Genomic DNA, 11,882 nt, shown 5'->3' with positions numbered 1-11,882 from the left:
CCGAGTCGCTAACATTTGCCACTTACCGGACTGACGAAACGGCCGATCACCAGCTTCTTTCGGGTCAGGACCATGCGTTTGGCACGGCTCGTCGACGCTGAGGCACGACTCATCCTGCTCGGTGAGCTGTGGATTCGACCCGATTGCCGGGGGCGACTAAGCGGCACGCTCCCGAATGACGATACAGCAACGCATAGGGACGGGGGTCGCTATCTTACCAGTAACAACTCGGTCCAAAGCGGGACCGCCAGAGGATGGCGGGCGTCCGTCATCCCGCTGGCGAGCGCTTGTGGAGCGCGTTCGCAGCTGGTTCCCCGACCGCGAATTCTTCATGCGCTCGAACGGGCATGTCCGCTTCATCCGCATTTCGGCGCAACTGCAGATGCGCGTGGCGGGAGCGGTGGCGGGAGCTGTTTTGCTGTGGGTGCTGATGATGGGGTGGATGGTTATCAGCCAAGCCATTGCTGCCTATAATCAGGCTTCGCTGCTGGAGCGTGAGGCTGCGGTCGCTACTGCGGAGAGCCGCGTCGCGAAATATCGTTCTGGCCTCGGCTCAGTCGCCAGCGATCTGGCAAAGCGTCAGGATTTCATCGAGAAAAGCGTGCAGGGCGCGATCGGACCTCTGCCTCGAACATTACCATCAGGCACGGTTTCTGACAGCACTGAGGAAGCCGGCAAGACCGTTCGCAAGATCTCGATGGAGCTCCCGGAAGTAACCGGACTGGCCAAGGTCGAGGCGCGGCAGTTGGCCTTCATCGAAACACTGACCCGCTATGCCGATGCACGTTCGGCACGCGCGGAGATGGCCATGCGGCGCCTTGGGTTGAACCCGCGCGCTGTGGCCGCAGCGGACCGCGGTGCAATGGGTGGCCCCCTGATCCCCATGGCCACCGGCTCAGAAAACAAGCTGGATCCGCGATTCGCCCGCTTTGGTGCCAGTCTCGCCCGGATGAGCGCGATGGAGCAGGCCCTTGTCCGCATCCCGAACACGCTTCCGGCGAGTCTGGATTACATCTCGAGCGGCTTCGGCTACCGCGTCGATCCCTTTACCGGCGGCGGCGCGTTCCATGCCGGACTTGATTTTCGCGGTCCGATCGGTGCGCCGATCCTCGCTGCTGCGGCTGGTACGGTCAGCTTCACCGGCGTGAAGCAGGGTTACGGCAACTGCGTGGAGATCAGTCACGGCAACGGTTTGCTGACGCGCTACGCCCACATGTCGCGAATTGCCGCCCACGTGGGAGAGGCCGTTGGCCCCGGCCGGGTGATCGGCGCGATCGGCAGCACTGGTCGCTCGACTGGACCCCATCTGCATTTTGAAGTTCGGATTGCCGACCGTCCGGTAGATCCGCGACCGTTTCTGGAGGCGATGCCGCATGTTTTCCAAAAAGCCAGTACCGGGAACGGACACGGCCTCCCGGGCGGCCGGGCAGGGTAGCGCCATGGCCGCGCCCACTTTCTCGGTGCTCGGAGCCGACCTTGCCGTCAAGGGTGACATCACGGCCAGTGCAGAACTGCACATCGACGGACATGTCGAAGGTGACATCACGTGCTCGGGCCTCGTGCAGGGCGAAGCGAGTGCGATCCATGGCGCGATTCGCGCACAGACTGCACGTCTTGCCGGGACGGTTCGCGGCGGTATCGAAGTGGGCCAGCTCGTCGTACTCAAGTCCGCCCGGATTCACGGCGACGTGAAATATGAGGTGCTGACCATCGAGCAAGGCGCCCATATCGACGGCCGACTAAGCCACGGACTTGAGACCGTCGACAACGACACCGCGCTGAATCTCGCCAGCTGAAAAGAAAAACCCCTCCCGCGAGGGAGGGGTTCTGCTGCTTCCGAGCCCTTAACGTCAGAGCGATTCGCGAAGGGCGATCAGCTGTCGGAAAGACCTTCGGCGCGGCGGGCTTCCAGCCATGCAGCCGCTTCGGCTTCCTGCGCTGCCTGCGACGCCGCCTTGGCATGAGCTTCGCGTTCGGCGCGAAGTTCCTCGATCAGGGCCTCACGGTCATTACCGAGGCGCAAGTTACTGGCCGTATCGTCTTCCTCGATCCCGGCCCGCTTCGCAGCCTTGGCGACCAGCGCATCAAGTTCGCGCTGCGAACACAGGCCCAGCGTAACCGGGTCCTTCGGGTTGATATTGGAAATGTTCCAGTGGCTGCGATCCCGAATCGCGGCAATCGTGTTGCGCGTGGTGCCGATCAGCTTGCCGATCTGCGCATCCGAGATTTCCGGATGATTGCGAAGGATCCATGCGATGCCGTCCGGCTTGTCCTGCCGCTTGGATACCGGCGTGTACCGTGGGCCCTTGGTGCGGCTTACCGAGATCGGCGCCTTCTGCATCCGCAACCGATATTCGGGAGTGGCCTGTCCGCGTTCGATCTCGCTCTGGGTCAGCTCACCAGAGTGGACCGGATCGCGGCCGGTATACTTGGCACCCGCCAGATCGTCGGCCATCGCCTGCACTTCGAGGATATGCAGGCCACAGAACTCGGCAATCTGCTCGAACGTCAGCGCGGTGTTGTCGACAAGCCACGATGCCGTGGCATGAGGCATCAGCGGAAAGGTTGACTGGTTGCTCAAGGGGAGCCCCTCCGGACAGCGGAAACAATAAGGGCCGCCCCTTGCGGAGCGGCCGTCGTGCCCGCGATGTAGGCCACGAGGCTGCTTACGGCAAGCCCATTCCCGACGATTCGCCAGACGATTCGAAAGCCAGGACCGCCTTGCAGCCTATTGATCTGCGGCGAGCACAATCTTCCCGATATGGGCACCGGCTTCCATTCTCGTGTGCGCAGCCGCTGCCTCGCGAAGCGGGAATGCCATATCCATGACAGGGCGAAGCAATCCTTCCGCCACCAGCGGCCAAACGGTCTTGTGAATCTCGTCAGCCAGCAAGCCCTTGAATTCATTTGAGCGTGGTCGCAGCGTCGAGCCGGTGAGCGTCAGCCTCCGGCGCATTACCTCAGCCATGTTAAGCTCGGCCCGCACTCCACCCTGCACCGCGATGGTCACATGCCGGCCATCATCGGCGAGGCATTGCAGATTTCGCGCCACATAGTCACCGGCGACCATGTCGAGCACGAGATGCACACCGTTACCGCCAGTGATTCGCGCGACCTCCTCGACGAAATCGCTGGCCTTGTAGTCAATCGCATGGGCCGCTCCCAGCGCCAGCGCAGCCGCACATTTGTCAGGCCCGCCGCATGTCACGATGACCTCAAGGCCAAACAGCTTGCCGAGCAGGATGGCCATGGTGCCAATCCCGCTGGTGCCGCCATGCACCAGCACGCGCTCACCTTCGCTCGCCCAGCCGCGTTCAAAGACATTGTGCCAGACAGTAAACAGCGTTTCGGGCAATGCCGCCGCCTGATCGAGGGGGAGTCCTTCCGGCACGGGCAGGCACAAGGCCGCCTCGGCCAGGCAGTATTCGGCATATCCGCCACCTGCCACCAAGGCGCACACCATCTGGCCGGCAAAGGGTGCCGTGACGTCGGCCCCGGTCGCCACGACCTGACCGGAAATTTCAAGGCCGGGGATCGGCGAAGCGCCTGGCGGAGGCGGATAAAAGCCCTGCCTCTGGATCACATCCGGCCGGTTGACTCCGGCATAAGCGACGCGAACCAGGACCTGGCCGGGCCCCGGTATAGGAACTGGCAGAGTTTCCGGTCGCAGCACTTCTGGCGCGCCCGGCGAATCAAATCCCACGGCGATCATCGTCGCTGGTACCGGCTGCATGCCTTGCCCCCTGATCCGATGCGGCTGCTTGGTATGTGTTTGCACCGCTAATTGGTAAACAGCTTGCAGCGCCAAGTACCTATGGAGCCGGTTGACAGCAAGGCTCAAGCGGCCACAAAGTGTACGGCGATGGAACTTGATGAGCGCCCGCGCCCCAAAGGCGATCTGGCCACCCAGCTGGCGCTGGAGCCGCTCGACAGTTATTCGCATCACGAACTGGACGACCGGATCGCCTTGCTTGAGGCTGAGATCGCCCGCGTGATCGCGCATCGTGGCAAGGCGGCCGCGCATAAGCGGGCGGCAGAAGCGCTGTTTGGTACGCCCTCACCACAGGGCAGTGGATCATGATCTGCGCCGCCCTTCACGTTAGCGGGCGGCGTACCCATATTGTCACTGTGGCGGGCACCGAACCCGACCAGATGTCACTTTTGCGCAGCGTCGGTTTAGCCCCGGTTAAGCGCAAGCATGTTCATCTCCCGCAAGGGAACCAGCCGAGATCGGTCATCCCACGGCCGACGAGAAAGTAGTGCCATGCCCAGTTTCGCGCAAAGCCTTGAAAAAACGCTGCATTCTGCGCTCAGCAATGCATCGGAGCGCAGCCACGAGTATGCGACTCTGGAGCACCTCCTGCTCGCACTGATTGACGACCCCGATGCGGCGCAGGTCATGCAGGCCTGCGGTGTCGATCTGGGAGACCTTGGCGAGGTCGTACGCCAGTACCTCGACCAGGAGTATCAATCGCTCAAGACTCAGGACAAGGCGGACCCGCAGCCGACTGCGGGCTTCCAGCGCGTGATCCAGCGCGCCATCCTCCATGTCCAGTCTTCTGGCAAGGACACGGTCACCGGGGCCAATGTGCTCGTCGCATTGTTTTCCGAACGCGATTCCTATGCGGTCTACTTCCTGCAACAGCAGGACATGAGCCGGCTCGACGCCGTGAGCTTCATCAGCCACGGGATCGGAAAGGGCGGTCGCCAGGTCGAAAGCCGCAGCCCCAAGGGCAGCGAGGAGGCCCAGCCGCAGCAGGAAGAAAAGGCCGACGCCAAGGGCGGCGCGAAGAAGGATTCGGCGCTCGATCAGTTCACCGTCAATCTCAATGAGAAGGCGCTGAACGGGAAGGTCGATCCGCTGATCGGCCGCGGCCCCGAAGTAGACCGCACGATCCAGATTCTCTGCCGCCGCTCGAAGAACAATCCGCTCTATGTCGGCGATCCCGGCGTGGGCAAGACCGCAATCGCGGAAGGCCTCGCGCGCAAGATCGTCGAAGGCGAAGTGCCTGAGGTGCTCAGCGAAGCTGTGATCTATTCGCTCGACATGGGCGCACTGCTGGCAGGTACCCGCTATCGCGGCGATTTCGAGGAGCGCCTCAAGCAGGTCGTCTCGGAGCTTGAGAAGATGCCGCACGCGATCCTGTTTATCGACGAGATCCATACGGTGATCGGTGCCGGCGCCACCAGTGGCGGAGCCATGGATGCGTCCAACCTCCTTAAGCCTGCGCTTTCGGGCGGCACGATCCGCTGCATCGGTTCGACCACCTACAAGGAGTTCCGCAACCACTTCGAGAAGGATCGCGCCTTGCTGCGGCGGTTCCAGAAGATCGACGTGAACGAGCCCACCATCGAGGATACGATCAAGATCCTCAAGGGCCTGCGCACGGCGTTCGAGGAACACCACAAGGTTCGCTACACGCCTGATGCGATCAAGACCGCAGTGGAACTCTCTGCGCGCTACATCAACGACCGCAAGCTGCCCGACAAGGCGATCGACGTGATCGACGAGGTCGGCGCGATGCAGATGCTGGTACCACCCTCCAAGCGAAAGAAGGTGATCACTGCGCGCGAGATCGAACAGGTCATCGCGACCATGGCGCGCATTCCGCCCAAGTCTGTCTCGAGCGACGACAAGAAGGTGCTCGAGCATCTCGACCGCGACCTCAAGCGGCTGGTGTTCGGCCAGGACAAGGCAATCGAGGTACTGTCTTCGGCGATGAAGCTCAGCCGCGCGGGCCTGCGCGATCCCGACAAGCCGATCGGCTCGTTCCTGTTCTCGGGCCCCACTGGTGTCGGCAAGACCGAAGTGGCGCGCAGCCTTGCCCAGATCATGGGCATCCCGCTGCAGCGCTTCGACATGTCGGAATACATGGAGCGCCATTCGATCAGCCGCCTGATCGGTGCGCCTCCGGGCTACGTCGGCTTTGATCAGGGCGGCCTGCTTACCGATGCGATTGACCAGCAGCCGCATTGCGTCCTGCTGCTCGACGAGATCGAGAAAGCGCACCCGGACCTGTTCAACATCCTCCTGCAGGTCATGGATAACGGCCGGCTTACCGATCATCACGGCAAGACGGTCGATTTCCGCAACGTCGTGCTGATCATGACGACCAACGCCGGCGCCAGCGACATGGCGCGGCAGGGTATCGGCTTCGGCGATGTATCCAAGGCGGATGCGGGCGATGAGGCGGTGAAGAAGATGTTCACCCCCGAATTCCGCAACCGGCTCGATGCGATCGTGCCGTTCGCCTACCTGCCGCCGGAAGTCGTCAGCCGGGTGGTCGACAAGTTCATCCTCCAGCTCGAACTGCAGCTGGCGGAGCAGAACGTGCACATCCAGTTCGATAGCGATGCGCGAGCCTGGCTCGCAAAGCAGGGGTATGACCGGCTTTATGGTGCGCGTCCGATGGGCCGCGTCATCCAGGAGAAGGTCAAGAAGCCGCTGGCCGAGGAGCTTCTGTTCGGCAAGCTCGCCAATGGCGGCGAGGTGCACGTCAGCCTCAAGGAAGAGGAAGGCAAGCAGACTGCGCTTTCTTTCGAGCTGACCCCGGCGGCGCCGAAGCTGGTCAAGAAGAAGGCCCGCAAGGGCAAGGGCGGTTCGGCCACGGCTGAGGAGCCGAACGCAGATGAAGCCTGAGAGCAGCAATGGGTAACGAAAAGGGCGGAGCCTTCGGGTCTCCGCCCTTTTTGTCTCTGGCAACCTGAAGGCAATCCCGGCATTCGTGACAGCGTGTCTGGTTGTTTCACGTGGATCAAAGCGGACCCGATGGGAATCCGCATCGTACCGGCAGATGCCTGGATCGATCCTTCACGCCCTGTCGAACGGGCCCTGATCACCCACGGGCATGCTGATCATGCCCGTGGCGGGCATGGCCGAACCACTGCGACGGCGGAGACCCTGGCCATCATGGCCATTCGCTACGGCGTAACGGATGGTGCGGTGCCGGCCGTGTATCATGAGCCGATCCGAATTGGCGGAAGTGTCACCGCAACTTTCCTGCCAGCCGGCCACGTGCTGGGCTCGGCACAAATCCTGCTTGAGCATGCAGGCGAGCGCGTTATCGTGACTGGGGACTACAAACGCAGTCCCGATCCGACCTGCATGCCATTCGCCGCCACCCCGTGCGACCTCTTCATCACCGAGGCCACGTTTGGCCTGCCGGTGTTCCAACATCCTCCAATCGCCGACGAGATCGCCAAACTGCTCGATGCGCGGCGCGAAAATCCGGGCCGCTGCGTGCTTGTGGGCGCTTATGCACTCGGAAAGGCACAGCGGATCATCGCCGAACTGCGGGCAGCCGGCTGGCGCGAGCCGATCTATCTCCACGGCGCCATGGAAGCGATGTGCCGGCTCTATGAGTCGCTTGGAGTTCCACTCGGAGATTTGCGATCCGTTGCCGGCGTACCGAAAGCTGCGCTGGCTGGTGCCATCGTTATCTGCCCACCTTCAGCGCTCAATGACCGCTGGAGCCGCCGATTGCCTGATCCGCTGACCGCCATGGCGAGCGGATGGATGCGCGTGCGTCAGCGCGTGCGCCAGCGGGGTGTGGAACTGCCGCTCGTGATCTCGGATCACGCCGACTGGGCCGAACTCACGGCGACCATAGCTGAAGTAAATCCCGGAGAGACCTGGATTACCCATGGGCGCGAGGATGCGCTCCTCCGGTGGTGCGAACTGCACCAACGCAGGGCTCGTGCCCTCGCATTGACCGGGTACGAGGACGAAGATGACTAGGTCGCAGGCATCCGCAAAAGGCAGGGGCTGATCGATGCAGCGCTTTGCCGCCCTCCTCGACAGCCTGCTGCTGACGCCCTCGCGCAACGGGAAACTTGAATTGATCGCGGACTACCTTCGCGAGACGCCTGATCCAGATCGCGGATGGGCACTTGCGGCGCTGACAAACGCGGTCGATTTTCCCGCGATCAAGGCTGGAACGGTTCGTGGCCTGATGGCGGGTCGCGTTGATCCTGTCTTGTGGTCACTCTCGCGCGACTTTGTTGGCGATACTGCCGAAACGGCCAGCCTGCTGTGGCCGGAGCCGGAGCCTGCTCCACCGCAACCTCCGCCCACACTTGGCGAGGTGGTGACAATTCTGTCGAACGCCACCCGCGCAAATGCTCCGCCTTTACTAGCGGGGCTGCTGGACCGGCTGGACACCCCCGGGCGCTATGCCCTGATCAAGTTTGCGACCGGAGCACTTCGCATCGGCATATCGGCACGGCTTGCCAAAGTGGCCTTTGCGCAGGCGTTTGCGGTGCAGGTCGACGCGGTTGAAGAGTACTGGCACGGCCAGCAGCCGCCCTATTCAGACTTGTTCGCATGGGCGGCGGGGACGGCACCGGCGCCGCGCACGGATCTGTTGCCGCTATTCCGCCCGTTCATGCTCGCCCATCCGCTGGAAAACGAGAACATCAGCCTCGCGGACTATGTGGCCGAATGGAAATGGGACGGCATCCGGGTTCAGCTTGTCCACGTCGGGGGCGAAACCCGAGTCTATTCGCGAGGCGGCGACGAGATTTCAGCAAGCTTTCCCGAAATCGCAGGCGCGTTGCACATTCCGGCCGTACTCGATGGCGAATTGCTCGTCCGGGGCACGGCGCAAGGTGGAGAGGCGGGAGGCGCAGCCAGCTTCAACGCGCTGCAACAGCGGCTCGGGCGCAAGGCCGTATCAAAGGCCCTTCTGGCCGACGCGCCGGCCTTTGTGCGGGTCTATGATCTTCTGATCGTGGACGGAGAAGACCTGCGCGAGCAGCCGTGGACACAGCGGCGTGCAAGGCTGGAGGCACTCATGCCGCGCCTTGATCCGGCGCGCTTCGACTTGTCTCAGACGATTCACGCCGAGGACATGGAGGCGCTCGCCGAAATACGCGCTGGCGCCCGAGATGCGGCGATCGAGGGCGTCATGCTCAAGCACCGCCAATCACCCTATGTCGCAGGGCGCCGGACCGGCCTGTGGTACAAGTGGAAACGCGAGCCCCTGCTGATCGATTGCGTCCTGATGTACGCACAGCGCGGCTCGGGCAAACGCTCCTCGTTCTATTCCGATTTCACGTTCGGCTGCTGGAATGGTGATCCGGATGCGGGGGCGGAGCTGCTTCCGGTCGGCAAGGCTTACTTCGGATTTACAGACGAGGAGCTCCGCTTTCTCGATCGACATGTCCGCCAGCATACGGTCGCAAAGTATGGACCAGTCCGCGAAACCGATCGCAGCCTCGTATTCGAAGTGGCATTTGACTCGGTCCACTTCAGCAAGCGGCACAAGTCCGGGCTGGCGATGCGCTTTCCGCGCATCCACCGAATCCGACACGACAAACCCGCCCATGAAGCGGATCGGCTTGAAGCCCTGCGCGCACTGGTAACTTGATCTCGGTCAAGGCGGCTCGCTTCGCAAACTGGCAGGCGTTGGCTTGCCGCATTATCATGCTGGAGTGAGCATTCTTGGCCACAACAACCGAAACGTCCGTTGCCAGCCCTTATGAACGGATCGGAGGTCTGGCCGTTTTGCGCCAGATCACCGAGCGTTTCTACGAACTTATGGAATCCGAGCAGGCATTTGCGTCGCTGCGCGCAATGCACGCTCCGGATCTGACGGCCATGCGCGAATCGCTCCCGCTGTTCCTTGCCGGCTGGAGCGGGGGGCCGCGGACCTGGTGGGAAGCCAATCCGGGCAAATGCATGGTGAGCATGCACGCGCCCTTCGGCATCAACAGGGAAACCGCCGGACAATGGGCAGATGCAATGCGCCGTGCGATTGCCGACGTTGCGCCCGGCGACACCGCCATCGCCGAAGCGCTCGCAGATGTGCTGGACCGAATGGCCAGGGGCATGGCGAAGGCTTGATTGGCGGAGATCGGGCAAACGGCTAGTGTGCCGCCATGCTGAGTTATGATCAGGATCGACGCAGGCTGGCGATCGCTCTCTCCGGCCTTGCCGGGTTCGTCGATGCTGTCGGCTTCCTGTCGGCCAATGGCTATTTCGTATCGTTCATGTCCGGCAATTCGACCCGGCTGGGCGTTGCGCTCAGCAGTGGGTCAAGCGTTGCGCTCGTACCGGCTTTGCTGATTGCCGGATTTGTCTGCGGCGTGACACTCGGCGCATTGATCGCGCTACGAACTGGCGGGCGACGGAAGCCCATGATTCTCGGCATGGTAGCGACGCTCTTGTTGATCGGTGCGACGGCGCGCTGGGCGGGCCATGAGACCGTCATGTTAGCCTCACTCGTGCTTGCCATGGGGGCAACCAACAACACTTTCCAACGCGGCGGCGAAGTGACGGTAGGCCTGACTTACATGACAGGCGCTCTCGTTCGTCTCGGACAAGGATTGGCGCTCTGGCTTGCTGGCAAGGCCGAGCCAGGATGGATACAATGGGGTCTTCTATGGGCCGGTTTGTTGATTGGCGCAGTGCTCGGCGCGTTCTTCCAAAGCCAATTGCCCTACGGCTGCCTGTGGATCGCGGCAGCATGGGCAGGAATGATGGCCTTGGTCGCGATCAGGCTGCCGGCGGAATCCTGAACAGTTTTTCCCGCGAAGTTGCGCCGCGCAACAAGGCAATATGCGAAGGCGGAATGGCCAGGGCTTGTGCCAGCAGATCGACGACAGCGGCGGTTGCCTTGCCGTCCTCGGGCTTTGCCCTCACCTTCGCCAGGACTCGGCCGGACATGATCTCGACCCCTTCGCTTCGGGCGCCGGGCGTCACACGCACAGAAAGCCTGCCTTCGCCGTCGACGAGGGACCTCAGCGCCTCGGCGGCGGGAAAATCAGTCCTTGGACGTGCCATGGCTTGCCAACGCCTCGCGATGGGCGCGCGCATTGCCCACATAGTGCGCAACACCGAGCTGCATCTCACGGATCGCGATGTCGGTCAGATCGCGCATAAGGGCCGCCGGGCGACCGCCCCATAGCTGGCGCGAAGCGACGCGTTTGCCCGGTGTGAGCAGTGCGCCGGCCGCGAGCATCCCATCGCCCTCGATTACCGCGCCGTTCATTACGACGGCACCAAGCCCGACGAAGGCGCGGTCCTCAAGCGTGCAGCCGTGCAGCATGACCATGTGCCCGACGAGGACATCCTCGCCGATCAGAGTCGGAAAACCTTCAGGATGACGCGGATCGGGGCTGTCGCAGTGGATCACGGTCCCGTCCTGAATATTGCTGCGCGCGCCAATCACGATCCGGTTCACATCACCGCGAATCACGCAATTGTACCAGACAGAGGCCTCCGGCCCGATCTCGACATCACCGATAATCCTGCAGCCCGGCGCGATGAACGCGCTCGGGTGTATGCGCGGCGCCTTGCCGTGAATGGCCGCAATGGTGACGTCCTGATGCATGGCGCTCCCCTCAGACGGCCAGTGGTGATGGCCGATGAATGCGATAGAGAATGTGGGGACGCAGCGGATCTCCTTCCGCAAGCTCGGGATGATTGAAGTCCTCAGCGGGATACCGGATCATTCCGAGCCGCTCCATAAGTCCCCTACTACGAGTATTGCCCAGATTGGTGATTGCCATGATTGCCGGGACGGGCAGGTGTTTCCAAGCCCACTCAAGCGACGCTCCGGCTGCCTCACGCGCGAAGCCCTGCCCCCAGGCGTGATAGGCCAGACGCCAGCCGATCTCATACTGGAAAATCGGCGGACGTGGGGGAAGTATCCCGCAAAAACCGATGAAGTCGCCCCGCGTCCTCCGCTCCAGCGCCCAGAATGCATGCCCCTGTTCGCGTTCGGTCGCGATCATCCGGTCAACCGCCGCGTCGCTTTCAGCGCGCGTAAGCGGAGGCAGATATTCCATGACGCGCGGATCGCAGGCCATGGCCCAGAACGGCTCGCGGTCATCGTCGCGCCAAGGGCGCAAAATGAGCCGGTCCGTCTCGATCATGGAGG

At 62.7% G+C, this 11,882-nt stretch carries 13 protein-coding genes; 8 read left to right on the top strand and 5 right to left on the bottom strand.

The window, feature by feature from the left end; genetic code table 11:
• The first annotated feature begins 289 nt into the window (after positions 1 to 289).
• Positions 290 to 1,435 (top strand): peptidoglycan DD-metalloendopeptidase family protein, encoded by a 1,146-nt coding sequence (locus ACO056_RS02885; protein WP_421851544.1) that lies wholly within the window; start codon positions 290 to 292, stop codon positions 1,433 to 1,435.
• 4 nt (positions 1,436 to 1,439) lie between these two features.
• Positions 1,440 to 1,796: a bactofilin family protein gene (locus ACO056_RS02880; protein ID WP_421851541.1), complete on the top strand. Its 357-nt coding sequence runs from the start codon at positions 1,440 to 1,442 to the stop codon at positions 1,794 to 1,796.
• 77 nt (positions 1,797 to 1,873) lie between these two features.
• On the opposite strand, the gene ACO056_RS02875 is transcribed toward ACO056_RS02880, so the two are convergent.
• Positions 1,874 to 2,554, bottom strand: a complete 681-nt coding sequence (locus ACO056_RS02875) for a DUF1013 domain-containing protein (protein WP_421855267.1) — start codon at positions 2,552 to 2,554, stop codon at positions 1,874 to 1,876.
• Between the two features lie 174 nt (positions 2,555 to 2,728).
• A complete protein-coding gene (locus ACO056_RS02870; protein WP_421851538.1) occupies positions 2,729 to 3,733 on the bottom strand; it encodes an NAD(P)H-quinone oxidoreductase in 1,005 nt (334 codons plus the stop codon).
• Between the two features lie 129 nt (positions 3,734 to 3,862).
• Here ACO056_RS02870 and ACO056_RS02865 point away from each other — a divergent pair, with 129 nt between their 5' ends.
• From ACO056_RS02865 to ACO056_RS02840, 6 genes are all read left to right on the top strand, one after another.
• Positions 3,863 to 4,081 carry a DUF1192 family protein gene (locus ACO056_RS02865; RefSeq protein WP_421851535.1) on the top strand — a complete coding sequence of 73 codons (219 nt, stop codon included), beginning with the start codon at positions 3,863 to 3,865 and terminating at the stop codon, positions 4,079 to 4,081.
• Positions 4,082 to 4,264: 183 nt separating this feature from the next.
• On the top strand, positions 4,265 to 6,640 hold the full coding sequence (gene clpA, locus ACO056_RS02860; protein ID WP_421851532.1) for an ATP-dependent Clp protease ATP-binding subunit ClpA: 2,376 nt from the start codon (positions 4,265 to 4,267) through the stop codon (positions 6,638 to 6,640).
• 93 nt (positions 6,641 to 6,733) lie between these two features.
• Positions 6,734 to 7,738 (top strand): ligase-associated DNA damage response exonuclease, encoded by a 1,005-nt coding sequence (locus ACO056_RS02855; RefSeq protein ID WP_421851529.1) that lies wholly within the window; start codon positions 6,734 to 6,736, stop codon positions 7,736 to 7,738.
• Between the two features lie 34 nt (positions 7,739 to 7,772).
• Positions 7,773 to 9,368, top strand: a complete 1,596-nt coding sequence (locus ACO056_RS02850) for a cisplatin damage response ATP-dependent DNA ligase (RefSeq protein WP_421851526.1) — start codon at positions 7,773 to 7,775, stop codon at positions 9,366 to 9,368.
• Between the two features lie 74 nt (positions 9,369 to 9,442).
• Positions 9,443 to 9,844, top strand: coding sequence for a group II truncated hemoglobin (locus tag ACO056_RS02845; protein ID WP_421851523.1), 402 nt, complete (start codon positions 9,443 to 9,445; stop codon positions 9,842 to 9,844).
• 35 nt (positions 9,845 to 9,879) lie between these two features.
• On the top strand, positions 9,880 to 10,518 hold the full coding sequence (locus ACO056_RS02840) for a YoaK family protein (RefSeq protein ID WP_421851520.1): 639 nt from the start codon (positions 9,880 to 9,882) through the stop codon (positions 10,516 to 10,518).
• On the opposite strand, the gene ACO056_RS02835 is transcribed toward ACO056_RS02840, so the two are convergent.
• The 3 genes from ACO056_RS02835 to ACO056_RS02825 are packed head-to-tail and all read right to left on the bottom strand — an operon-like array spanning position 10,496 to position 11,877.
• Entirely contained in the window at positions 10,496 to 10,783 is a 288-nt protein-coding gene (locus ACO056_RS02835) for a DUF167 domain-containing protein (protein ID WP_421851517.1), read from the bottom strand. The genes ACO056_RS02840 and ACO056_RS02835 overlap by 23 nt on opposite strands.
• Entirely contained in the window at positions 10,764 to 11,333 is a 570-nt protein-coding gene (locus tag ACO056_RS02830; RefSeq protein WP_421851514.1) for a gamma carbonic anhydrase family protein, read from the bottom strand. Before ACO056_RS02830 ends, ACO056_RS02835 begins: the two co-directional genes overlap by 20 nt.
• 10 nt (positions 11,334 to 11,343) lie before the next feature.
• Complete coding sequence (locus ACO056_RS02825; RefSeq protein ID WP_421851512.1) at positions 11,344 to 11,877, bottom strand: GNAT family N-acetyltransferase; 534 nt, start codon at positions 11,875 to 11,877, stop codon at positions 11,344 to 11,346.
• Between the last annotated feature and the right edge of the window lie 5 nt (positions 11,878 to 11,882).

Origin of the sequence: Novosphingobium sp., from assembly GCF_965228995.1 — a bacterium.
Taxonomy (GTDB): domain Bacteria; phylum Pseudomonadota; class Alphaproteobacteria; order Sphingomonadales; family Sphingomonadaceae; genus Novosphingobium.
Note: the sequence above shows the minus strand (reverse complement) of the source record. Positions and strands in the feature narration are given on the sequence as shown.